Annotated in this window: 18 protein-coding genes; all 18 read left to right on the top strand. The window is 46.4% G+C overall.

All coding sequences use genetic code 11. From position 1 onward, the window contains the following. The first annotated feature begins 83 nt into the window (after positions 1 to 83). Positions 84 to 353 (top strand): 30S ribosomal protein S15, encoded by a 270-nt coding sequence (rpsO, locus tag OVA33_RS16395; protein WP_003154182.1) that lies wholly within the window; start codon positions 84 to 86, stop codon positions 351 to 353. 174 nt (positions 354 to 527) lie between these two features. After that, entirely contained in the window at positions 528 to 2,651 is a 2,124-nt protein-coding gene (pnp, locus tag OVA33_RS16390) for a polyribonucleotide nucleotidyltransferase (RefSeq protein ID WP_007611468.1), read from the top strand. Positions 2,652 to 2,763: 112 nt separating this feature from the next. After that, complete coding sequence (locus OVA33_RS16385; protein ID WP_015417486.1) at positions 2,764 to 3,723, top strand: polysaccharide deacetylase family protein; 960 nt, start codon at positions 2,764 to 2,766, stop codon at positions 3,721 to 3,723. Between the two features lie 40 nt (positions 3,724 to 3,763). Then, positions 3,764 to 4,999, top strand: coding sequence for a M16 family metallopeptidase (locus OVA33_RS16380; RefSeq protein WP_014417791.1), 1,236 nt, complete (start codon positions 3,764 to 3,766; stop codon positions 4,997 to 4,999). A 78-nt stretch (positions 5,000 to 5,077) separates the two neighbouring features. Further along, the gene (locus OVA33_RS16375) at positions 5,078 to 5,335 is read left to right on the top strand and encodes a YlmC/YmxH family sporulation protein (RefSeq protein ID WP_063636643.1); all 258 of its coding nucleotides are present in this window, start codon (positions 5,078 to 5,080) and stop codon (positions 5,333 to 5,335) included. A 156-nt stretch (positions 5,336 to 5,491) separates the two neighbouring features. Then, positions 5,492 to 6,382: a dipicolinic acid synthetase subunit A gene (gene dpaA, locus OVA33_RS16370; RefSeq protein WP_017417790.1), complete on the top strand. Its 891-nt coding sequence runs from the start codon at positions 5,492 to 5,494 to the stop codon at positions 6,380 to 6,382. Positions 6,383 to 6,384: 2 nt separating this feature from the next. Further along, the gene (gene dpaB / locus OVA33_RS16365; RefSeq protein WP_007409809.1) at positions 6,385 to 6,975 is read left to right on the top strand and encodes a dipicolinate synthase subunit B; all 591 of its coding nucleotides are present in this window, start codon (positions 6,385 to 6,387) and stop codon (positions 6,973 to 6,975) included. Between the two features lie 131 nt (positions 6,976 to 7,106). Beyond that, on the top strand, positions 7,107 to 8,147 hold the full coding sequence (asd, locus tag OVA33_RS16360) for an aspartate-semialdehyde dehydrogenase (RefSeq protein ID WP_003154169.1): 1,041 nt from the start codon (positions 7,107 to 7,109) through the stop codon (positions 8,145 to 8,147). A gap of 88 nt (positions 8,148 to 8,235) precedes the next feature. Continuing rightward, positions 8,236 to 9,450 (top strand): aspartate kinase, encoded by a 1,215-nt coding sequence (gene dapG, locus OVA33_RS16355; RefSeq protein ID WP_003154168.1) that lies wholly within the window; start codon positions 8,236 to 8,238, stop codon positions 9,448 to 9,450. Positions 9,451 to 9,480: 30 nt separating this feature from the next. Further along, on the top strand, positions 9,481 to 10,350 hold the full coding sequence (dapA, locus tag OVA33_RS16350; protein ID WP_017417791.1) for a 4-hydroxy-tetrahydrodipicolinate synthase: 870 nt from the start codon (positions 9,481 to 9,483) through the stop codon (positions 10,348 to 10,350). 178 nt (positions 10,351 to 10,528) lie between these two features. Further along, a complete protein-coding gene (rnjB, locus tag OVA33_RS16345) occupies positions 10,529 to 12,196 on the top strand; it encodes a ribonuclease J2 (RefSeq protein ID WP_017417792.1) in 1,668 nt (555 codons plus the stop codon). Positions 12,197 to 12,311: 115 nt separating this feature from the next. Continuing rightward, complete coding sequence (locus OVA33_RS16340; RefSeq protein ID WP_003154162.1) at positions 12,312 to 13,049, top strand: ClpP family protease; 738 nt, start codon at positions 12,312 to 12,314, stop codon at positions 13,047 to 13,049. Further along, positions 13,046 to 13,255: a YlzJ-like family protein gene (locus tag OVA33_RS16335; RefSeq protein WP_003154161.1), complete on the top strand. Its 210-nt coding sequence runs from the start codon at positions 13,046 to 13,048 to the stop codon at positions 13,253 to 13,255. Before OVA33_RS16340 ends, OVA33_RS16335 begins: the two co-directional genes overlap by 4 nt. Positions 13,256 to 13,389: 134 nt before the next feature. Beyond that, complete coding sequence (locus OVA33_RS16330) at positions 13,390 to 15,753, top strand: FtsK/SpoIIIE family DNA translocase (RefSeq protein ID WP_063636644.1); 2,364 nt, start codon at positions 13,390 to 13,392, stop codon at positions 15,751 to 15,753. Between the two features lie 124 nt (positions 15,754 to 15,877). Next, entirely contained in the window at positions 15,878 to 16,603 is a 726-nt protein-coding gene (locus OVA33_RS16325) for a GntR family transcriptional regulator (protein ID WP_007409813.1), read from the top strand. A 111-nt stretch (positions 16,604 to 16,714) separates the two neighbouring features. Beyond that, positions 16,715 to 17,944: a bacillibactin exporter BcbE gene (locus OVA33_RS16320; RefSeq protein ID WP_017417794.1), complete on the top strand. Its 1,230-nt coding sequence runs from the start codon at positions 16,715 to 16,717 to the stop codon at positions 17,942 to 17,944. A 106-nt stretch (positions 17,945 to 18,050) separates the two neighbouring features. Continuing rightward, positions 18,051 to 18,506: a MarR family winged helix-turn-helix transcriptional regulator gene (locus tag OVA33_RS16315; RefSeq protein ID WP_003154157.1), complete on the top strand. Its 456-nt coding sequence runs from the start codon at positions 18,051 to 18,053 to the stop codon at positions 18,504 to 18,506. Beyond that, the gene (locus tag OVA33_RS16310; protein ID WP_022553331.1) at positions 18,506 to 21,625 is read left to right on the top strand and encodes an MMPL family transporter; all 3,120 of its coding nucleotides are present in this window, start codon (positions 18,506 to 18,508) and stop codon (positions 21,623 to 21,625) included. The genes OVA33_RS16315 and OVA33_RS16310 overlap by 1 nt, the downstream gene beginning before the upstream one ends. The last annotated feature ends 45 nt before the right edge of the window (positions 21,626 to 21,670 follow it).

Here is a 21,670-nt window from a genome sequence, read left to right as displayed (position 1 = left end):
TCTTAAAACCATTGCTTGGCAATCCGAAGTCACCGACGGTTGCTAGGTAACTGGGGCTAATTATGATATGGAGGTGAAACAGGATGGCAATTACTCAAGAGCGTAAAAATCAACTCATCAGTGAGTTCAAAACACACGAATCTGATACTGGATCTCCAGAAGTTCAGATCGCTATCCTAACAGACTCAATTAACAACTTGAACGAGCATTTGCGTACTCACAAGAAAGATCACCACTCACGTCGCGGTCTTCTTAAAATGGTAGGTAAACGTCGTAATCTTCTTACGTATCTGCGTAATAAAGACGTAACTCGTTACCGTGAGTTAATTAACAAACTAGGCTTACGTCGATAATCGTAAAAAGCGGGAGGATTCCCGCTTTTTTATCGTATTAAAGCGAAAAAAATAATGATAAAAAAACAATGAAATCCTTTTACATACTACTTTGACATTGATATGTTCAATTCATTTCGTTCATAATAGGAGTAATTGATTATTTCACACATTAAGAGAGGAGCTCGTAATCGAATGGGACAAGAGAAACATGTCTTTACCATAGATTGGGCCGGCAGACAGCTTACAGTAGAAGCCGGCCAGCTTGCCAAACAGGCAAACGGCGCTGTCATGGTCCGCTACGGCGATACTGCAGTGCTCAGCACAGCAACCGCATCAAAAGAACCGAAACCGCTAGATTTTTTCCCGCTTACCGTTAACTATGAAGAAAGATTATACGCAGTAGGTAAAATTCCGGGCGGTTTTATTAAAAGAGAAGGCCGTCCAAGTGAAAAGGCCGTTTTAGCCAGCCGTCTGATCGACCGTCCGATCCGCCCGCTTTTCGCAGACGGATTCCGTAACGAAGTACAGGTCATCAGCATTGTCATGAGTGTTGATCAGGACTGCTCATCTGAAATGGCTGCAATGTTCGGTTCATCACTCGCTCTTTGCGTTTCCGATATCCCGTTTGAAGGCCCGATCGCGGGTGTGACGGTAGGCCGCATTGACGGGAAATTCGTTATCAATCCGACGGTTGACCAGCTTGAAAAAAGTGATATCAACCTCATCGTTGCAGGCACAAAAGACGCCATCAACATGGTGGAAGCCGGAGCAGATGAAGTTCCTGAAGAAATCATGCTTGAGGCGATTATGTTCGGTCACGAAGAAATTAAGCGCCTGATCGCATTCCAAGAAGAAATCGTCGCAGCAGTCGGCAAAGAAAAAACAGAAATCGAACTGTATGAAATTGACGAAGAGCTCAGCGAAAAAGTAAAAAGCCTTGCGGAGCCGGATCTTCTCAGCGCCATTCAGGTTCACGAAAAACATGCTCGCGAAGACGCGATCAATGAAGTGAAAAATGCAGTTGTCGCGAAATTCGAAGAAGAAGAGCATGATGAAGATACGATTAAAAAAGTGAAACAGACACTGTCTAAACTCGTGAAAAACGAAGTGCGCCGTTTGATCACAGAAGAAAAAGTCCGTCCGGACGGCCGCGGCGTTGATCAAATCCGCCCGCTTTCTTCAGAAGTCGGCCTTCTGCCGAGAACGCATGGCTCCGGGCTGTTTACGAGAGGACAGACGCAGGCGCTCAGCGTTTGTACATTAGGCGCCCTTGGGGACGTTCAGATTCTTGACGGTTTAGGCGTGGAAGAATCAAAACGTTTTATGCATCATTATAACTTCCCGCAGTTCAGCGTAGGGGAGACAGGCCCGATGCGCGGACCGGGACGCCGTGAGATCGGTCACGGCGCTCTTGGAGAGCGTGCGCTTGAGCCGGTCATTCCGAATGAAAAAGACTTCCCGTATACGGTCCGCCTCGTATCCGAAGTGCTTGAATCAAACGGTTCCACTTCACAGGCCAGCATTTGCGCGAGCACGCTTGCCATGATGGACGCAGGTGTTCCGATTAAAGCCCCTGTTGCAGGTATCGCGATGGGACTTGTGAAATCAGGCGAGTACTATACGGTATTAACGGATATTCAAGGGATGGAAGACGCCCTCGGTGACATGGACTTTAAAGTAGCCGGCACGGAAAAAGGCGTGACAGCGCTGCAAATGGACATTAAAATTGAAGGCCTTTCAAGAGAAATTCTTGAAGAAGCGCTTCAGCAGGCGAAAAAAGGAAGAATGGAAATCTTGAACAGCATGCTCAGCACGCTTGGTGAATCAAGAAAAGAACTTTCTCAATATGCGCCGAAAATTTTAACGATGAACATTAATCCGGATAAAATCCGTGACGTTATCGGACCGAGCGGTAAACAAATCAACAAAATCATTGAAGATACCGGTGTTAAAATTGACATTGAACAAGACGGCACCATCTTTATTTCTTCTACTGATGAAAGCAGCAACCAAAAAGCGAAAAAAATCATCGAAGATCTTGTCAGAGAAGTCGAAGTCGGCCAGCTTTACCTCGGTAAAGTCAAACGGATTGAGAAATTCGGCGCTTTCGTTGAAATCTTCAGCGGAAAAGACGGTCTCGTTCACATCTCTGAACTAGCGCTCGAACGGGTCGGCAAGGTTGAGGATGTTGTGAAAATCGGTGACGAAATCCTTGTGAAGGTAACCGAAATTGACAAACAGGGACGAGTGAATCTGTCGCGTAAAGCAGTGCTGCGCGAAGAGAAAGAAAAAGAACAGGAACAACAACAATCTTAAATGAAAACCTAACAAGGAGCCTGGGAGACCCGGCTTCTTTATTTTGAGAAAGACAACAGACGGGTTCTACCTTGTCCTCCTCATACATAATGTGTGATGAGGAGGGAAGGACATGTTGAAAAAATTCGTGCCGTTTGCCGTTTTTTTATTTCTTTTTTTTGTTTCGTTTGAAATGTTAAAAAATCCGTATACAGTTGATTACATAGACGCAATGAAAAAAGACGCTGTAACTGTGTCAGCATCAAAAGATCCGCTCTATGAAGAATTACTGCAAAAAGCGTCAGAGTATGAAGTGAAGCCGCAAGACGCGCGGATTGATAAAATATGGAAGAGTATACCGGGATATAACGGTTTAAAAGTCAATGTGGAAAAATCCTATAAGCAAATGAAAAAGGACGGAGAATTTCACGAAGACGGCCTTGTCTATGAGCAGGTGAAACCGAAAGTCCATCTTGATTCTCTCGCGCCCGAACCCATTTATAAAGGAAATCCCGACAAACCGATGGTCGCTTTCCTGATAAATGTCGCCTGGGGAAACGAATACGTGGAGCAAATGCTGCCTATTCTGAAGCAGCACCAGGTCAAAGCAACTTTCTTTCTTGAAGGGAAATGGCTGAAAAACAATCAGGAACTTGGGAAAAAAATAGCGGCAGACGGACATGAAATCGGAAATCATTCATACAATCACCCTGATATGAGCAAACTGACTTCAGGAAGCATTTCCGAACAGCTTGACAAAACCAATGCACAAATCAGCGAGACGCTCGGCATGAAGCCGAAATGGTTTGCGCCGCCAAGCGGCAGCTTCAGAAAAGCGGTGGTCGACCTTGCGGCGGAAAAAGGAATGGGCACCATCATGTGGACCGTTGACACCATTGACTGGCAAAAACCGTCTCCGGCTGTTTTACAAACAAGGGTGTTGAGCAAAATACATAACGGAGCCATGATTTTAATGCATCCGACTGATCCGACTGCGAAAAGCCTGGATACACTGATTGCAAAAATCAAAGAAAAAGGCTACGCGCTCGGCTCAGTGTCTGACTTAATGGATGAAAACAGGCTGATGAAGTAGCAGGCGGCAGTTTGCCTGTCTTTGAATAGGAGGAACAGACTTGATAAAACGCTATACATGCCAAAACGGTGTAAGAGTTGTGCTTGAAAATAATCCAACGGTGCGGTCTGTGGCAATCGGCGTCTGGATCGGGACGGGGTCACGTCATGAAACGCCGGAGACAAACGGTATTTCGCACTTTCTTGAGCATATGTTTTTTAAAGGAACAAATACCAGGTCCGCACGGGAAATCGCAGAATCCTTCGATCGGATAGGCGGCCAAGTGAATGCCTTCACTTCAAAAGAATATACGTGCTATTACGCCAAAGTTCTGGATGAGCATGCAAACTACGCACTTGATGTGCTGGCTGATATGTTCTTTCATTCTGCTTTTGACGAAGATGAGCTCAAAAAAGAAAAGAACGTCGTATATGAAGAAATCAAAATGTATGAAGACGCGCCGGATGACATTGTCCACGATCTGCTGAGCAAAGCGACATACGGCAATCATTCGCTCGGCTACCCGATTCTCGGGACGGAGGAAACGCTTTCGTCATTTAACGGCGATTCTCTCAGACAGCATATGGATGACTTTTACACGCCGGACCGCGTCGTCATTTCTGTCGCCGGAAATGTAACAGAACAATTCATTAAAGACGTGGAGAAATGGTTCGGTACATACGAAGCGAAGGGCAAAGCAAGCGGCATCAGCGAGCCTGAGTTTCATTATGAAAAGCTGACCAGAAAAAAAGACACCGAACAGGCGCATCTCTGTCTCGGTTTCAAAGGCCTGAAAGTCGGAGATGCGGACATTTACGATTTGATCGTCTTAAACAACGTGCTGGGCGGAAGCATGAGCAGCCGTCTTTTCCAGGATGTGCGCGAAGATAAAGGACTGGCCTATTCTGTATACAGCTATCACAGTTCCTATGAAGACAGCGGTATGCTGACGATTTACGGAGGCACCGGCGCGAATCAGCTCGGACTTCTGTCTGAAACCATTCAGGAAACGTTATCGGTTCTAAAACGTGACGGTATCACCCCGAAAGAGCTGGAAAACAGCAAAGAGCAAATGAAGGGGAGCTTAATGCTCAGCTTAGAGAGCACAAACAGCAAAATGAGCCGGAACGGGAAAAACGAACTCCTGCTCGGAAAGCATAAGACCATGGATGAAATTATCACTGAATTAAATGCGGTCAGCCTGGAAAGCGTCAACGGCCTCAGCCGCCGCTTATTTACGGATGATTACGCACTATCGCTCATCAGCCCGACCGGCAATATGCCGGCTTCATCTTAAGCAGAAAAGCAGTCTGCCTCTATACGGGGCAGGCATTTTTTTTTGCTCCGGGTCATATAGTACAAGGGGGTGGCTATCATGAGGCTCAGTGAACTGTCAGGTAAAGAAATTGTGGACATTAAACGTGCAGAGCGGCTCGGCGTGCTCGGCCAGACCGATTTGGAAATTAATGAACAGGACGGACAAATTACCGCGCTGTTGATACCGACGGTAAAATGGTTCGGATTGCGAAAACAAGGCCACGACATCCGCGTCCCCTGGAACCATATCCAAAAAATCGGGCCAGACATGATCATTTTAGACGTTCCGGGGGAGATCACGCCTCCCGAAGAGTAGATCTTATTCAATTGTTGCAAGCACCGGCTCATACAGCCGGTGCTTTTTTTATGAAAAAGACGCTGTACATTCACCGCCCTTTCTCTTCGCACATACGATGAAGAGGAGGATGACACTTAAAAGATCCAGTAACTGTAAAGAAGGTGAACGTTTCAGATGTTAACCGGATTGACAATTGCGATCATTGGCGGTGACGCAAGACAGCTTGAGATTATAAGAAAGCTGACAGAACAGCATGCCGATATTTATCTTGCAGGGTTTGACCAATTGGATGACGGTTTTACAGGAACCGTCAAATGCAAAATCGATGAGATTCCCTTTCAAAAAATAGACAGTATCATCCTGCCCGTATCGGCAACGACCGGAGAAGGCGTTGTTTCCACGGTTTTTTCAAATGAAGAAGTGGTATTAAAGCAGAGCTATCTTGAGCGGACACCGGAGCATTGCGTCATTTATTCAGGCATCTCCAACGCGTATCTTGAGGGGATCGCCAGCGAAGCCGGCCGTAAGCTTGTGAAATTATTTGAGCGGGACGACATCGCGATATTCAACTCGATTCCCACTGTTGAAGGAACAATCATGATGGCGATTCAGCATACGGATTATACCATTCACGGATCAAATGTCGCCGTTCTCGGCATGGGGCGCACCGGTATGACGATCGCCCGGACGTTTGCAGCGTTAGGGGCGAAAGTAAAAGTGGGCGCGCGGAGTTCGGCTCATTTAGCCCGTATATCGGAAATGGGGCTTTTTCCTTTTCAACTTGAAGAGCTTACTGAACATGTAAATGATATTGATATCTGCATTAACACCGTACCGAGCTTGATTCTGAATCAAAGCGTTTTATCGCGCATGACGCCGAAGACCTTGATTTTGGATTTAGCATCCCGTCCGGGCGGAACGGATTTCAAATATGCTGAAAAACAAGGCATTAAAGCGCTGCTTGCTCCGGGTCTTCCGGGAATTGTGGCTCCGAAAACAGCCGGACAGATTATTGCGAACGTATTGAGCAAGCTTTTGGCAGACTTAAAGAAAGAGGGGAAATAACCATGTCTCTGAAAGGGAAAAGAATCGGATTCGGATTAACCGGCTCGCATTGCACATATGAGGAAGTGTTTCCGCAAATAGAGGCGCTTATCAGTCAAGGAGCTGAAGTCCGGCCGGTCGTGACGTCAACCGTTCAATCGACCGATACCCGCTTTGGGGAGGGGGGAGATTGGGTCAGAAAAATTGAAGAAGCAACAGGCTTTGAGGCGATTGATTCCATCGTAAAAGCGGAGCCTCTCGGGCCGAAACTTCCGCTCGACTGCATGGTCATCGCCCCTTTAACCGGAAATTCAATGAGCAAACTCGCAAATGCGATGACTGACAGCCCTGTCCTTATGGCTGCGAAAGCCACGATCCGCAACGGCCGGCCGGTCGTGCTCGGAATTTCAACAAATGACGGACTCGGTTTAAACGGAACGAATTTAATGAGGCTGATGTCCGCAAAAAACATATATTTCATCCCGTTCGGCCAGGATGACCACGTGAAAAAACCGACATCGCTCGTCGCCAGAATGGATCTCCTTCCGATTACGGTAGAAAAAGCTCTTTTGCACCAGCAGGTTCAGCCGGTGCTCGTACACCATCATGAATAAATCATGATGACAGAAAATCATTCCGGAATAAAAAAATTCGGTCAATCCGTGACTATTCTATGGTAAAATAAAACGTAAAATGCAAAGTCAATTCAACAAATGATGCTTAATTGGCGGAAGGAGTTTTACAGATGGGAAGAGGATTACACGTAGCAGTTGTCGGAGCGACGGGAGCCGTAGGACAGCAAATGCTGAAAACACTGGAAGACAGAAACTTTGAAATCGAAACACTCACACTACTATCCTCAAAGCGTTCTGCTGGTACGAAAGTAACGTTTAAAGGCGAAGAATATACAGTGCAGGAAGCTGTTCCTGAAAGCTTCGAAGGCGTTCATATCGCGTTATTCAGCGCCGGCGGAAGCGTATCACAAAGCTTGGCGCCTGAGGCTGTAAAACGGGGAGCCATCGTGATTGACAATACGAGCGCATTCCGTATGGACGAAAATACACCGCTCGTGGTGCCTGAGGTGAACGAAGGTGATCTGCACAAACATAACGGCATTATCGCCAACCCTAACTGTTCAACGATTCAGATGGTGGCTGCGCTTGAACCGATCCGCAAAGCGTACGGTTTGAAAAAAGTCATTGTATCTACTTACCAAGCTGTTTCCGGAGCCGGCAATGAAGCGGCGAAAGAATTGTACAGCCAGACAAAGGCGATTTTAAACAATGAACCCGCAGAACCGTCCATTATGCCGGTTAAAGGCGACAAAAAGCATTATCAAATCGCATTTAACGCCATTCCGCAAATTGATAAATTCCAAGACAACGGCTATACGTTTGAGGAAATGAAAATGATTAATGAAACGAAAAAAATTATGCATATGCCGAAGCTGGAAGTGGCTGCGACATGTGTCAGACTGCCGATTGAAACAGGGCACTCAGAATCTGTTTACATTGAGCTTGACCGTGATGACGCAACCGTTGAAGATATTAAACAGCTTTTGAAAGAAGCTCCGGGTGTTACGCTTCAGGATGATCCGGCGGAGCAGCTTTACCCGATGCCTGCTGATTGCGTCGGCAAACGCGATGTATTTGTAGGAAGAATCCGGAAAGATTTGGACAGAGCAAACGGTTTTCATTTGTGGGTTGTTTCTGATAACCTGTTAAAAGGCGCCGCTTGGAACTCAGTCCAAATCGCGGAAAGCCTGCAAAAACTGAACCTCGTATAAAACAAACGTATTTTCTATAGGCGAATAGAAGAGAGTAAGGCTCTGCCTGCTCTCTTCTGTTACGTCAGACTAATTTGGAGTGAAAATAGTGAAGATCATTGTTCAAAAATTCGGCGGAACATCCGTAAAAGATGACAAAGGCCGCAAGCTTGCGCTAGCACACATTAAAGATGCCATCAGTGAAGGTTATAAAGTTGTCGTTGTCGTATCAGCGATGGGAAGAAAAGGAGACCCGTACGCGACAGATTCTTTAATCGGGCTCCTTTACGGCAGCCAGTCCGACATTTCTCCGAGAGAGCAGGATATGCTTCTGTCTTGCGGAGAAACGATTTCGTCCGTTGTTTTTTCCAGCATGCTGAAGGAAAACGGCATAAAAGCCGCAGCTTTAACAGGAGCCCAAGCCGGCTTTTTAACCAATGCCCAGCATACTGACGCCAAAATTATAGAAATGAAAACAGAGCGGCTTTTCGCTGCACTCGCCAGCCATGACGCTGTCGTTGTCGCAGGATTTCAGGGAGCGACTGAAAAAGGCGACACGACGACGATCGGCAGAGGAGGAAGCGATACTTCAGCAGCGGCGCTCGGCGCGGCGGTAGATGCTGAGTTTATCGACATTTTTACGGACGTGGAAGGCGTTATGACAGCCGATCCGAGAATCGTGGAAAATGCTAAGCCGCTTCCGAACGTCACATATACGGAAATCTGCAACCTTGCCTATCAAGGCGCGAAAGTCATTCATCCGCGCGCGGTGGAAATCGCCATGCAGGCAAAGGTGCCGATCCGCGTGCGCTCCACTTATTCAAAAGACAAAGGGACTTTGGTGACGTCCCATCATTCGTCTAACATCGGCAGCGATGTATTCGAACGGCTGATTACGGGGATCGCCCATGTGAAAGATGTGACGCAATTTAAGGTTCCCGCCAAAATGGGGCAATACAACGTTCAGACTGAAGTCTTTAAAGCAATGGCAAATGCCGGAATCAGCGTAGATTTCTTTAACATTACGCCGAGTGAAATCGTATATACCGTAGCCGGCAGTAAAACGGAAGCCGCGCGCAGCATCTTGGCTGAATTAGGGTATGAGCCGACAGTGACGGAGAGCTGTGCGAAAGTGTCAGCGGTCGGCGCCGGGATAATGGGTGTTCCGGGTGTCACGTCAAAAATCGTCTCCGCACTTTCTGATAAAGGCATTCCGATTCTGCAATCTGCCGACAGCCATACGACGATCTGGGTGCTCGTTCATGAAAAAGATATGGTAACGGCCGTAAATGCGCTGCATGAAGTGTTTGAACTTTCAAAGTAAATGTGATTGAATCATGATGAGGTGAAAAAAATGAATGTCGGAAATATATCTACAGCGATGATTACCCCCTTTGACAGTAAAGGGAATGTAGACTTTCAAAAACTGTCTACATTAATCGACTATTTGTTGAAAAACGGCACGGATTCTTTAGTCGTCGCAGGCACGACCGGCGAATCTCCGACACTTTCAACGGAAGAAAAAATTGCACTCTTTGAATTTACAGTCAAAGAAGTGAACGGACGCGTGCCTGTCATTGCGGGTACGGGAAGCAACAATACAAAAGACTCCATTAAACTGACAAAAAAAGCTGAAGAAGCCGGCGTCGATTGCGTTATGCTTGTCACGCCGTATTATAATAAGCCTTCCCAAGAGGGTATGTACCGTCATTTTAAAGCCATTGCGGAAGAAACGTCTCTTCCTGTGATGCTTTACAACGTGCCGGGCAGAACGGTCGCTTCGCTTGCGCCGGAAACGGCCATCAGACTTGCGGAGATTCCGAATATCTCTGCGATTAAAGAAGCGAGCGGCGATCTTGATGCCATTACGAAAATCATTGCCGAAACACCGGAAGATTTTTACGTCTATTCAGGTGATGACGGGTTAACGCTTCCTATTCTCGCAGTCGGCGGAAGAGGAGTCGTGTCAGTGGCCAGCCATATCGTAGGTTCTGACATGCAGCAGATGATTAAAAACTATACGAACGGGCAGACGGCAACCGCGGCACTGATTCATCAGAAGCTTCAGCCGATCATGAAGGAGCTCTTTAAAGCGCCTAATCCGGCTCCGGTCAAAACGGCGCTACAGCTGAAAGGCCTTGATGTCGGATCTGTGCGTCTTCCTCTTATCCCGCTGAATGAAGATGAACGTCTGAGCCTGAGCAGCGTCATCAGCGAACTGTAAGAAAAAATTTATACAGTTAAAATACGCGGTCATTCTCATTTTTATCGTGAGTTTGACCGTTTTGTATACATATTGGTTTTCCCTAAACCTTCCGCTTCTTCTTGTTTTCTAAAATTGATATCAGTTATAATAGGAACAAGTGATGATGGACGGGTATGAGACTAGGAGGATACAGATTTTGAAAAAGAAAAATACAGAAAACGTCAGAATTATCGCCCTTGGCGGCGTCGGAGAAATTGGGAAGAACCTATATGTCATTGAAATTGACTCAGACATATTTGTAGTGGATGCAGGGCTGATGCACCCTGAAAATGAAATGCTCGGTATTGATGTCGTCATTCCGGATATTTCCTACTTAGTAGAACGGGCTGACCGCGTGAAGGCCATCTTTCTGACACACGGGCACGATGAAAACATTGGAGGCGTCTTTTATTTATTGAACAAGCTGTCGGTGCCGGTATACGGAACGAAGCTTACTCTTGCATTACTGAGAGAAAAACTCAAGCAGTACGGGCATAATCGAAAAGCTGATTTGCGTGAAGTTCACTCTAAATCAGTCATTACATTTGAATCAACGAAAGTATCGTTCTTTAAAACAATTCACAGTATTCCGGATTCAGTGGGAGTCAGCTTCAAAACATCACTTGGCTCTATTGTATGCACGGGAGACTTTAAATTTGACCAGACGCCTGCTTATCACCAATCATGTGATATTGGCGAAATTGCCAAAATCGGAAACAGCGGCGTGCTCGCCCTGCTTTCTGACAGCGCCAATGCGGAGCGCCCGGGGTATACTCCGTCAGAAGCATATGTAAGCGGTGAAATTTCCGATGCGATGAACAGTTCAGAAAACCGTGTCATCATTGCTGTATTCGCGTCTAATATCAACCGGATCCAGCAAGTGATACAGGCTGCCGTCCAGAACGGCCGCAAACTTGCAATCGCCGGAAAAAATCTGCAAAACGTGCTTCAGCTTGGGCGCAAACTCGGCTATATTGAAGCCGAAGATGAAATGTTTATTCCTGTGCAGGATGTGAAAAAATATCCGAAGCGGGACGTGGCAATTGTTACAGCCGGAAGCCATGGTGAGCCGCTGGCCGCTCTTACGCGGATGGCCAAGCAGGCGCACAAGCAGCTTAACATTGAAGAAGGAGACACCGTTGTCATTGCATCAACACCGATTCCGGGGCATGAATTGATATATTCCAAAACCGTCAACCTGCTTGCCCGCGCCGGCGCTCAAGTCATTTTCGCCCAAAAACGCGTGCATGTGTCCGGTCACGGTTCGCAGGAAGAATTGAAACTCATGCTTAATTTGCTGAAACCGAAATATTTAATTCCGGTTAACGGTGAATTCAGAATGCAAAAAGCGCATTCCAAAATCGCAGAAGAGATCGGCATGAAACGCAGCGACATTTTCTTGATTGAAAAAGGTGACGTCGTTGAATTCCGCGGTCAGAATGTGAAAATCGGGGATAAAGTCACGTACGGAAACGTTCTGATTGACGGCCTCGGAGTCGGCGACATCGGCAACATCGTGCTGAGAGACCGCCGCTTATTATCACAAGACGGCATTCTCATCGTCGTGATCTCACTCGATAAGCAGAAAAAGAACCTCGTATCAGGTCCTGAGATCATTACGCGCGGTTTCGTGTATGTCAGAGAATCAGAAGGTTTAATTGTACAAGCTACTGAGCTCGTCCGCTCTATCGTGACTGAAGCGACGGAAACATCTGCCGTAGAATGGTCCACGCTGAAACAAGCAATGCGTGATGCGCTGAATCAATTCCTTTATGAAAAAACAAAACGCAAGCCGATGATCATTCCGATCATTATGGAAGTATAATGTATACAAAGCCGGAGCGCATGATGCTCCGGCTTTGTTTTTGTTCATGTCCCGGATGGAAATCATCATCTTTGTTCATAATACAAAGAGACATTCGGAAAGGGTGAAAGATAAAATGGATCATCGTATGGAAAACACCGAAGAACAGCAGCCCGAAAAATCAGATGCGAAAGACAGCATTATGAGCAAAATTCAGCAGCTGGGAGAGACATCTCTGCCGCAAATGTCCCAAGATACCAATATTCACTGCCTGACGATCATCGGCCAAATTGAGGGGCACGTCCAGCTCCCGCCGCAAAATAAAACAACCAAATATGAACACGTCATTCCGCAAATCGTCGCGATTGAGCAAAATCCGAAAATCGAAGGACTTCTGATCATCTTAAACACCGTCGGAGGCGATGTGGAAGCGGGGCTTGCGATTGCGGAAATGCTCGCATCCTTATCAAAACCGACCGTTTCAATCGTACTCGGCGGGGGCCACTCCATAGGTGTGCCGATCGCCGTGTCATGTGATCATAGTTTTATCGCGGAAACAGCGACTATGACCATTCACCCCGTTCGGCTTACAGGTCTGGTTATCGGGGTTCCGCAAACGTTTGAATACTTGGATAAAATGCAGGAGCGGGTCGTCAACTTTGTGACCCATCATTCAAATATTTCCGAAGAAAAATTCAAAGAGCTGATGTTTTCAAAAGGAAACTTAACCAGGGATATCGGGACGAACGTAGTCGGGAAAGATGCGGCTGATTACGGATTAATTGATGCCGTGGGCGGCGTCGGACAGGCGATAAAAAAGCTGAATCAGCTGATTGAGGAACGAAAGGGCGAGGAAGGAAGGATGATTCAATGATCCTTTATACCGTCATGCCCCAAGAAGTCGTTTACGGACAGGATATAGAGCAAAGCGTGCATGAACAGGTCGATTACGCCGGCGTGCCGCTGCTAGTTGAGATGAAGGGAAATGAAGCTGAAGTCGTACAGATTTTAAGTACGAACCCGATGGATTTTCTGAATCCGGACATCGCTCCGGGACAAAAAATCAAGCTGAAAATCTAACCGGCATTCAGTCCGTTTCTCGGGGGCAAAATATGCTATAATAGGGGAATCCTACAGAAAAATGCAGCCGGCAAAAGGCTGCTTTTCTTCATGAGGTATGATTTTACATTTTTTAACGCAGTAAGGTGATGAGTGTGGCAAAGAAAAAACGGAAATCTAAAAAGAAACAAGAGAGTAAGCTCAATCTAAAATACGAACTAAGCGGACTGCTCTGTGTTGCAATCTCAATTATTGCTGTTTTGCAGCTCGGCGTTGTGGGACAGACATTTGTGTACTTGTTCCGTTTTTTTGCCGGAGAGTGGTTTATTTTATGCTTAATTGCGCTCTTCCTTCTCGGAATTTCGCTGTTTTGGAAAAAGAAGAGTCCAAGCCTTTTAACGAGAAGAAAGGCAGGGTTGTACTGTATTATCGCGAGCATATTGCTGCTGTCTCACGTGCAGCTCTTTAAAAATCTGTCTCATCACGGGTCGATTCGGTCGGCAAGTGTCATCGGCAACACGTGGGAGCTGTTTATGATTGACATGAAACAGCAGGCTGCTTCCCCTGATTTGGGCGGCGGCATGATCGGCGCGGTACTGTTTGCAGCTTCCCACTTTCTATTTGCATCAACGGGTTCACAAATCATGGCGATCGTGCTGATCTTAATGGGGCTGATTCTTGTAACGGGCCGTTCACTGCAGGAAACGCTCAAAAAGTGGACGAGCCCCGTCGGCCGGTTTATCCGCGGTCAATGGCAGGCATTTCTTGAGGATATGAAGACGGTCAGAACGAATATGTCTTCGCCGAAAACAAAAACAAAATCGGGCAAAAAACAAAAACGGGTTCAAAAGAAAAAAGAAGAGCCTGAACCGGAGGAAGAGGATGATGAAATCATTTCGCCGATCATCCATTCAGAGCCGATTATTTCAAGCTTTTCAGACCGTCAGGAAGAGCCCGCCGAAGAACCGCTGATTCCGGAAAAAACGCAGGAGGCTGCACAAGCGGCAAAAGTTGAGCCTTCCGGCGGCGCTCAAGACAGTGGCGAAACGGCTGCGGCTCCGCCGATGACGTTTACAGAGCTTGAAAATAAAGATTATCAAATGCCTTCATTGGACATACTGGCTGACCCGAAACATACAGGCCAGCAGACCGATAAGAAAAACATTTACGAGAATGCAAGAAAACTCGAGCGGACTTTTCAAAGCTTCGGCGTAAAGGCGAAAGTGACGCAGGTTCATCTCGGTCCGGCGGTCACAAAATATGAGGTGTATCCGGACGTCGGGGTCAAAGTCAGTAAAATCGTGAATCTGAGCGATGACCTCGCGCTCGCGCTTGCCGCGAAGGATATCCGGATCGAAGCGCCGATTCCGGGCAAATCGGCAATCGGCATCGAGGTGCCCAATGCTGAAGTTGCGATGGTTTCGTTAAAAGAAGTGCTTGAATCCAAGCTCAATGACAAGCCGGACGCGAAGCTTCTGATCGGCTTGGGGCGAAATATTTCCGGGGAAGCCGTGCTTGCCGAACTGAACAAAATGCCCCACCTGCTCGTAGCGGGGGCAACGGGAAGCGGAAAAAGCGTCTGTGTCAACGGTATTATTACGAGCATTCTGATGAGGGCTAAACCGCATGAAGTGAAGATGATGATGATTGACCCGAAAATGGTTGAACTGAATGTGTATAACGGCATTCCTCATCTGCTTGCGCCGGTCGTGACAGATCCGAAAAAGGCCTCGCAGGCTTTGAAAAAGGTCGTCAATGAGATGGAGCGCCGCTATGAGCTGTTCTCCCATACGGGTACGAGAAATATAGAAGGCTATAACGACCATATTAAGCGGTCAAATGCCGAAGAAGAAGTCAAGCAGCCTGAGCTGCCATACATCGTCGTCATCGTTGACGAGCTTGCCGATCTGATGATGGTCGCTTCTTCCGACGTGGAAGATTCAATTACGAGACTTTCACAGATGGCGCGAGCGGCGGGAATTCATTTGATTATCGCGACACAGAGGCCTTCAGTCGACGTTATTACCGGTGTTATTAAAGCCAACATCCCGTCAAGAATCGCTTTCAGTGTCTCATCTCAGACCGATTCACGGACGATTTTAGACATGGGCGGCGCTGAAAAGCTTCTGGGGCGCGGAGACATGCTGTTTCTGCCTGTGGGCGCAAATAAGCCGGTGCGTGTGCAAGGGGCATTCTTATCCGATGAAGAGGTTGAGCATGTCGTCGATCATGTCATTACGCAGCAAAAAGCGCAGTATCAAGAAGAGATGATTCCGGAAGAAGTTTCGGAAACACACAGTGAAGTAACGGATGACCTCTATGACGAAGCGGTCGATTTGATTATCGGCATGCAGACGGCATCAGTCTCCATGCTTCAAAGGCGGTTCAGAATCGGATATACGAGAGCTGCCCGTCTGATTGACGCAATGGAGGAACGGGGCGTCGTCGGGCCGTATGAAGGAAGCAAACCGAGGGAAGTACTATTATCTAAGGAACAATATGATGAGCTCTCTTCTTAAAAAGGAGAGAGTTTTCACTGAAAATGATATCACCAAAATCATTCCTATTTATTTTTTTATCAAAACATGATATAGTTGTCCCAATTGTTCAATAATTTATGAAAGTGGTTTACGGAGGGGAAACATGTCTACAAAAGCTGACAATCGTCACTTGTATCTAAAAGTGATTGAGCGAATCAAAGAGGATATACAAAACGGAATTTACACCGAAAAGGAAAAGCTTCCTTCTGAATTTGAGCTTTCAAAATCAATGGGTGTCAGCCGGGCAACTCTGCGTGAAGCTTTGCGTATCCTTGAAGAGGAGCATGTGATTATCAGAAGGCACGGTGTGGGCACTTTCGTCCATACAAAACCGCTGTTTCTTTCAGGTATTGAACAGCTCAACAGCGTGACGAAAACGATTCAGCAGGCGAACATGGTGCCGGGTACGATTTTTTTGTCGTCTCAGGTCATCACGCCGTCTGATGAAGATATCGCTAGATTCCGGCTTGAGCCTGAGCAGGAGCTTTTTTATTTGGAACGCGTGAGAACGGCAAGCGGCACTCCGGTCGTTTACTGTTTAGATACGATTCCGATGCACATTCTGCCGAATTCTTTCTGTCATGAACAGGAGTCTATTTTTGATCTTTTGGAAAAAAACTCCGGGTCTGTGATCAGCTATGCCGTTGCTGATATCGAACCGATCGGATATCACGATACGATTTCACCGGTTTTGGAATGCGAGCCGGAGACGGCGCTTTTATTGCTGAAGCAAACCCACTATAATCAGAATGATGAACCTGTGCTGTATTCATTAAATTATTTCCGGGCTGATAAGTTCAGTTTTCATGTTGTAAGAAAACGTTTTTAAGACAGACGCGTCATGTGTCTGTTTTTTTATTTGCCGTTTCAGTACATACTTTGTTTTCTGCAAGGCACAATAAAACAGGAAACAACCAAGTATAGTGAATGGGTGAATAAGTTGAGTAAGAAGAAAAATGGAACGAAAAATATCATTGCTCTGGCTTCTGTACCGCTCGTGATGACACTCGGGAATTCCATGCTGATTCCTGTGCTTCCGATGATTGAAAAGAAGCTGTCCATATCGTCTTTTCAAGTATCGTTAATTATAACGGTCTATTCGATTGTGGCGATTATTTGTATTCCGATTGCCGGATATCTGTCCGATAAATTCGGAAGAAAAAAGGTTCTTCTGCCTTGTCTTCTCATAGCCGGCGCGGGCGGAGCGCTTGCCGCGATAGCTTCCACCGCGTTCAAGCATCCTTATCCCATTATCTTGGCGGGGCGGGTGCTGCAGGGAATCGGTTCGGCAGGGGCGGCTCCTGTAGTGATGCCGTTTATCGGTGATTTATTCAAAGGGGATGATGAGCGGATTACCGCGGGGCTCGGCGATATTGAGACGTCTAACACAGCCGGGAAAGTAATAAGCCCGATTCTCGGTTCGCTCTTGGCTGCATGGTTTTGGTTTATGCCGTTTTGGTTCATTCCGTTTTTTTCGCTCATCAGTTTTTTTCTCGTATTGTTTTTGGTGGCAAAGCCGGAGGAACAAAAAGAAGCGCCTTCTATTTCCGAATTTGTGAAAAATGTCGGCCGCATATTTAAACGTGACGGACGCTGGCTCTTTACGGTATTTATCATCGGCTGCGTGATTATGTTTTTGCTGTTCGGGGTTCTTTTTTATTTATCAGACTCACTGGAGAAGAAATACGGCATTGACGGTGTGGCTAAAGGAGCGCTTTTGGCAATCCCGCTTTTATTTCTATCCGTCAGTTCATATATATCAGGCAGGAAAATCGGAAAAGACCAAGGCAAAATGAAGTTTTGCATCGTTTTCGGAATGAGTGCCGTGACACTGTCGTTTATCGGCCTATGGTGGAATCACAGTTTTTATTTATTATTTATCTTTTTGTGTGTCAGCGGTATCGGTATCGGAATGGCATTGCCGGCTTTAGACGCTGTCATCACAGAAGGCGTAGACAACGAGGAATCGGGAACCATCACCTCATTTTATAACAGCATGCGGTTTATCGGAGTAGCGGCGGGACCGCCGATCTTTGCTGCCCTGATGTCAAATGCAGGCTGGCTGATTTTTATTTTATCCGCTTTTTGCGGCATTGTGTCTGTATTTTTAGCGCTGTTAAATATCTCATCACAAGCAAAAGAAAAGAAGGAATCATTAAAGACGGTGTAATCTGCACTGTCTTTTTTTATTTTATTTTGAAGATTGACATGATACCGTCAAGTCGTTATTCTTTTTAATAGTTAAACATATTAACTATCGGAAGGAGGGGGAAAAGGTGCATGAAGAAAAAGTAAAGCAGCTGATTCAGCGTTATTCCGATGTATACCTGCACGTCTTAAAAAAAATTGACAGTATTATCGCTGAAAAAGTGAACAAAGAACTGACATTGGATCAATATTATATCCTCCGCTATATTATGCTCAATCCCGATTGCAAATCAATTGAACTGGCCGCGGTGTGCCACGTCAATAAAAGCGCCATTACATCTATGACGAACCGCCTGTATGAAAAAGGCTACATCAATAGAGAACGCAGCCAAAGCGACCGCCGGAGCATACTTTTAAATGTCACGGAAAAGGGGACGGAAGTATTTCACCGTGTGGAGCGGCGGATTGAGGAACTCGTCCGTTCATATATTATGTATTTTGATGAAGACGAGGCGGAGATGTTCGTGAATACATATGAAAAATTATATCGATTGATGATGACAGAGGAGGATCAGCAGACATAATGAAAAACATTATCCGAGCCCGCTGGATCATCGCCGCGGTATGGGTCGCCGCAACGGTGATATTTATGCTTACAGCGCCTGATATGGCTGAATTGACACGGGAGAAAGGGCAGATTTCCGTACCGGACGGATATTCCTCTTCTTACGCCCATGAATTGCTTGATGAAATGTCTGGTTCAGATGCACCGTCTTCTTCTGCCGTCATCGTATTTCACGAAAAAGGCTTAATGACAGACAAAAAAGATCGTCTGGAAGAAGCCGTCAGCACTTTGTCTGAACATAAAAAAGCGCTTCAGATTAAAACGATGACCTCATACTTCGGGGAGAAAAATGACGACATCAAAAAACAGCTGCTGTCAAAAGACAGACAAACGATGCTCGTTCAGCTGCAGCTTGATACATCCAAAAACGATATCATCGAAATAAAAAATAAAATTGATAAAGAGCTGAAACCGTACGGCGTATCATACGGCATTACAGGCCAATCGCTGATCGACGAAGATGTGTTAAAAAGCTCACAGGACGGCTTGAAAAAGACTGAATATATAACGGTTGCCTTTATCCTGATCGTGCTGATTCTTGTATTTCGGTCAGTGGTCGCTCCGTTTGTGCCGCTTTTATCTGTATTGATATCTTATTTAGTCAGCCAGTCGATTGTCGCATTTTTAGTCGATCAGCTGGATTTTCCGCTCTCAACTTTTACTCAGATTTTTATGGTGGCGATTATGTTCGGAATCGGCACAGACTATTGCATTCTGCTTCTCAGCAGGTTTAAAGAAGAACTGTCGCATGGCGCTGATATAAGAGAAGCGATCGTCGTGACTTACAAAACGGCCGGAAAGACGGTTTTGTACAGCGGCGGTGCGGTGCTGATCGGATTTGCCTGCATCGGATTTGCGACATTTAAGCTGTATCAGTCGGCAGCGGCCGTTGCGGTCGGTGTCGCGGTGCTGCTGCTTGCGCTCATGACGATCGTGCCGTTTTTTATGGCTGTTTTAGGAAAAAGACTGTTTTGGCCTGTTAAGGGCGATATTTCCCATCCTCAAAGCAAAGCATGGGAAACGTCAGGGCGGTTTTCATTTAAAAGGCCGCTCATCAGTCTTGCAATCGTTGCGGTATTCACCGTCCCGCCTATCCTTCTTTACAAAGGGTCGCTATCTTACAACAGTCTTGACGAAATCGGGGATAAATATGAATCCGTCCGCGCGTTTAATACGATTTCAGACGCATTCGGCCCGGGAGAACTTCTTCCGGCCACTGTCGTCATCAAAAATGATGAGACTCTAAATACCGAAAAACACCTGATTGATATCGAAAAAATCAGCAGAGAACTTGAAAAAACAGAGGGTGTAAAAACGGTCAGAAGCGCCACGCGCCCTGCTGGAAACGGATTGAATCAATTATTTGTCACAAATCAGGCAAAGCAGCTTCAAGAAGGGCTTGATAAAGGCAATACAGGACTTGAAAAAATCACGGACGGATTAGGGCATGCCGCAAAGTCGTTAGTTGATTCACAGCCGCAGATCGAAGAGTCGGGGAAAAGCGTCAATCAGCTTATTGACGGAACATTGTCTCTGAAATCCGGGCTTTCTGATATAGGAGAAAACCTGAATAAACTGCAGGCTGGCGTGAACGAGAATAAAGCCGGCGTCGCCCAGATGAGAAAGCAGATTGAAGAGCAAAAACAAATGCTGACTTCACAGCTCAGCCAAAATAGCGGTCTCGCTTCAGAAACGCAAAACGCTTTAAAATTGGTAAAAACCGTCCTGCCGATGAAAGATGAAGCCAGCAGACAGCTTGCCGATTTGAACAAGCAGCTTGCCCGGCTGCCGTTTGCAAAATTGGAAGCGTCAATACCGTCAGTCAAAACCGATCCCTCTTACCAAGAAATCAAATCGGCCTTTACGGGTGTACAGTCAGCCGTTTCCAAGGCAAACGCGGATGCAGAAGCTTTTTCTAAACAGGTCGACAGTCAAAAGGATCATCTGCAGCAAGCGGAAAAACAATTTGCCCGGCTGGCAGCCGCTCAGAAGAAGATTGACACTCAAATTAACGCAATGATCAACGGTTTGACCAGTATTGAAAACGGTCTGCAGCAAGTGTCAGACGGACAGGGGGCTCTCGCAGGACAAATGCCGCGCCTTGAATCGGCGGCAGGACAGCTCGCGGAGGGCCAGAAAAAAATGAAGAGCGGTCTCGGTGATTTTTCTTCCCGGCTCAGCGATCTTTCTTCAGGCCTTAACGACAGTGTAAAAGGGCTTAAGAAAGTATCAAGCGGCATGATGGGGGCGAATGATTACCTGGGTGAGCTTCACAAGGCGTCAGACAAAGAAATGACAGGCTGGTTTGTGCCGAAAGACGCCTTGAAAAACAGTGATTTCACAAGCGTGTTTAATACGTACATGTCAGATGACAGAAAAACGACAGAATTGACTGTCGTTCTTGATAACAATCCTTACTCAAATACGGCCATTCAAGATATTCAAGCGATCAAAGCGAGCGTAAAAAGGGCCATTCCGAACACGGATCTGAAGAATGCTTCCTTCGGCGTTTCGGGAGTCTCCAGCATGAATGCCGATCTGAAGGAAGTATCGGATTCAGACTTCAAACGGACGGCAATGTTTATGCTGGCGGGAATTTTTCTGATTCTCATCGTGATGCTGCGCTCCCTCATTATGCCTGTTTATTTAGTGGCGTCGCTCGTACTGACGTATTTCGCATCCATCGGCGTAACGGAATACATCTTTACACACTTCTTCGGGTATCCGGGCGTAAACTGGGCCGTGCCGTTCTTCGGCTTTGTCATTTTGATGGCTCTTGGCGTGGATTATTCCATCTTTTTAATGGACCGCTTTAATGAGCTGAAAAAAGAAGGAACGGAACCCGCAATGATCAGCAGTATGAAAAATATGGGTTCCGTCATCATTTCTGCGGCGATTATTTTAGCGGGAACCTTTGCGGCCATGCTGCCGTCAGGCGTTCTTTCCTTATTACAGATTGCAACCGTGGTATTAACAGGCCTTCTCATGTACGCAATTGTCGTCCTTCCGTTTTTTGTACCGGTCATGGTGAAAATATTCGGAAGAGCCAACTGGTGGCCTTTCAATTTGAAAAAATAACGTTCAATGCCTCTGCCTGTTTTCGGGCAGAGTTTTTTTGTTTCC

It is taken from the genome of Bacillus sp. KICET-1 (assembly GCF_027721405.1).
In the GTDB taxonomy this organism is placed as follows: Bacteria; Bacillota; Bacilli; order Bacillales; family Bacillaceae; genus Bacillus; species Bacillus velezensis.
Note: the sequence above shows the minus strand (reverse complement) of the source record. Positions and strands in the feature narration are given on the sequence as shown.